The organism is uncultured Campylobacter sp., assembly GCF_938030685.1.
Lineage (GTDB): Bacteria > Campylobacterota > Campylobacteria > Campylobacterales > Campylobacteraceae > Campylobacter_B.
In genome coordinates this window covers 1-2,289 of the sequence record NZ_CALHHX010000167.1, presented here as the reverse complement: position 1 = coordinate 2,289, position 2,289 = coordinate 1, and the positions used below count along the sequence as shown (strand labels likewise).

The window sequence follows — 2,289 nt, the reverse complement described above, 5'->3', positions numbered from 1 at the left end:
GCGATCGTTAGCGGCGTGGCGATGAGCAGCGTCGGGCGCGAGCCGAAGCTGTCCGCGGCGAGCTTGACGGCGGGCTCCATGCCGATGACGGGCACGCTAAATGCGCCGCGAAGCTCCGAGATGGCGGCGCTCGTGGCGGTATTGCAAGCAACGACGACCGCGTCCGCGCCGCGCGAGACCAAAAATCCCACCGCATCAAGGCTCAGGCGCACGATCTCGGCTCTACTTTTCGTGCCGTAGGGGACGTGATCCTCGTCGGCAAAATACAAAAACTCCGCCCCGCTAAACCGCCGCAGAGCCTCGGCGAGCACGCTCAGCCCGCCGATACCCGAGTCAAAAAACGCTATTTTCAAATCTCTATCCAAGGTTAAATTTCAAAAAAGGGATTATAGCCCAATTCAGGTAAAATTTAAATTTTGAGCGGGCTTGGCGGCTCTGTAGCCGTTAAATTATCGCCACCTCGTTAAAATTTACAATAAATTTAATCAATTTCTTAGGGGGGGGGTAGAATTAGCCAAATTTTACCCGGAAAGGATATTAAATGAAAAAATTGCTATTTGCGTTGGCGCTCGCCGCTTGCTTTGCGTTCGGCACGTCTGAGTATGAAAAGTTCGAAAAGGAGTGCAATGACGGCAATATGGAGTCTTGCGCCGAGGCAGGATTGCAATGTAAGGATAACGCAAAAAAGCTAAAACTATTTGAAAAAGCTTGTAACGGCGGAAATAAGCTCGGTTGTCTCGGAGTCTCGGGCGTAATGATGCAAGAAGATCCAAAAAAAGCCGTCGAGTATTTTGAAAAAAAATGTGACTCTGGAGACGCTCTTGATTGCGCATTATTAGGGGCCATGTATAAGGACGGAGACGGAGTCGAAAAAGATATATCAAAAGCGGTAATTTATTATGACAAAGCTTGCGACAGAGGAAATGGACTATCATGCGGTATATTGGCAGATATGTACCGTAAAGGAGACGGCATAAAAATAGATTTCATAAGAGCGGCGGTTTATTATAAAAAAGGTTGCGACGTAGCAGGCGAATTACTGAATTGCTACAATTTTGCGGTTTTTAACCATTACGTCGAAAAAGATAAAAGTAAAGCTGCGCAGTATTACAAGAAAGCTTGTGATTCAGGCAAAAATAGCTCTTATCTTGACCTTCCTAATATGACGGAATTGAAGGATACTTGGCAAAAATCCTGCGATATGTATGAGCTACTAAAATAGCGCGCCGAGCTGCGGCCAGTACAATATGCATCGGCTGCGGATTAAAATCCCGCCGCGTTTAAATTTAAATCGCGGCGGTAGGTTGCTAAGCTCAACGATAAAGTTTCAAACACTCCCTGCCTCGCGCATCGGCACGCGATCCAAATTGTTGCTAAGCTCAACGATAAAGTTTCAAACAGATTGAGCGGTTTTGCGGCAGAATTTAGCGTAAATTTACACGGATCCTGCATAGATTTTAGCGCAAGCAAAGCGCTAAAATAAAGAGGCAGATTTGTCATAAGCAAATGCGTGCTAAAAGCATAGATTGGCACGCAGCAAAATTTTAAGTTAGAATTTATGAAATCTTATGCGCTTCGCCTCTGCACGGATCGGACGAAAGTAGAATTGCAAGATTGGAATTTACGCAGTCGCGCGTATAAAGCTCCGCGCCAATTTTTTGATATGGAATTTAGAATTTTAAAATTCCTAGAGCTTCGAATTTGGCGCTGAGCCTTAAAATCTCGTAGCGATAGAATTTTAAAATTTGCCGCCGCATCGCTTTAAAAATATTGCTTGAAAATTTTAATTATGCAGCGTAAAATTTTTCATTTCTGCCGCGACGCCGCGTTTTTCTATAAAAATTTTGCTCTTTTGCTCTGGTGCTGTGTTTTCGTCGTAGAATTTCGTGCCTTTTTACGGCGCAGAATTTTTAGCGCGAAGTTCCTCATTATTTTTGCTTGTTAAAATTTAAGCGATAAATCCCACGATGTTAAATTTGCACGGCATAAGGCTCTTGTCGCTCCACGCCACTTTGAAGCGAAATGAGATAAATTCTACGTGGCGCAAAAGGCGCCCGATTAGGCTTTGCGGCGTCCTTGCATACTGCGCAAAAGTGCGATCTCCTCCGCCCAGAGGCTATCGTCGATTGTTTCCAAAATCAGCGGGATCTCGTCGATGTTCGGATCGTTCATGATGTTTTCAAACGCCGCGAGCCCCAAAAATCCGCGTCCGAGGCTCTCGTGTCGATCTTTGCGCACGCCAAGCTCGTTTTTCGTGTCGTTTAGGTGCATGCCGCTTAAAAATTTATA

The 2,289-nt window shown here is 45.4% G+C and carries 3 protein-coding genes; 1 reads left to right on the top strand and 2 read right to left on the bottom strand.

Annotation, left to right across the window (positions count from 1 at the left end; all coding sequences use genetic code 11):
- Nucleotides 1-353, bottom strand: a 353-nt coding sequence (locus Q0369_RS07380) for a glutamate racemase (protein ID WP_298098057.1), incomplete at its 3' end; no start/stop codon positions are given.
- A 188-nt stretch (nucleotides 354-541) separates the two neighbouring features.
- On the opposite strand from Q0369_RS07380, the gene Q0369_RS07375 reads away from it, so the two are divergent.
- Entirely contained in the window at nucleotides 542-1,222 is a 681-nt protein-coding gene (locus Q0369_RS07375; RefSeq protein WP_298098054.1) for a tetratricopeptide repeat protein, read from the top strand.
- An 836-nt stretch (nucleotides 1,223-2,058) separates the two neighbouring features.
- On the opposite strand, the gene Q0369_RS07370 is transcribed toward Q0369_RS07375, so the two are convergent.
- A partial coding sequence (locus Q0369_RS07370; protein ID WP_298098051.1) for a TIM barrel protein occupies nucleotides 2,059-2,289 on the bottom strand: 231 nt, incomplete at its 5' end.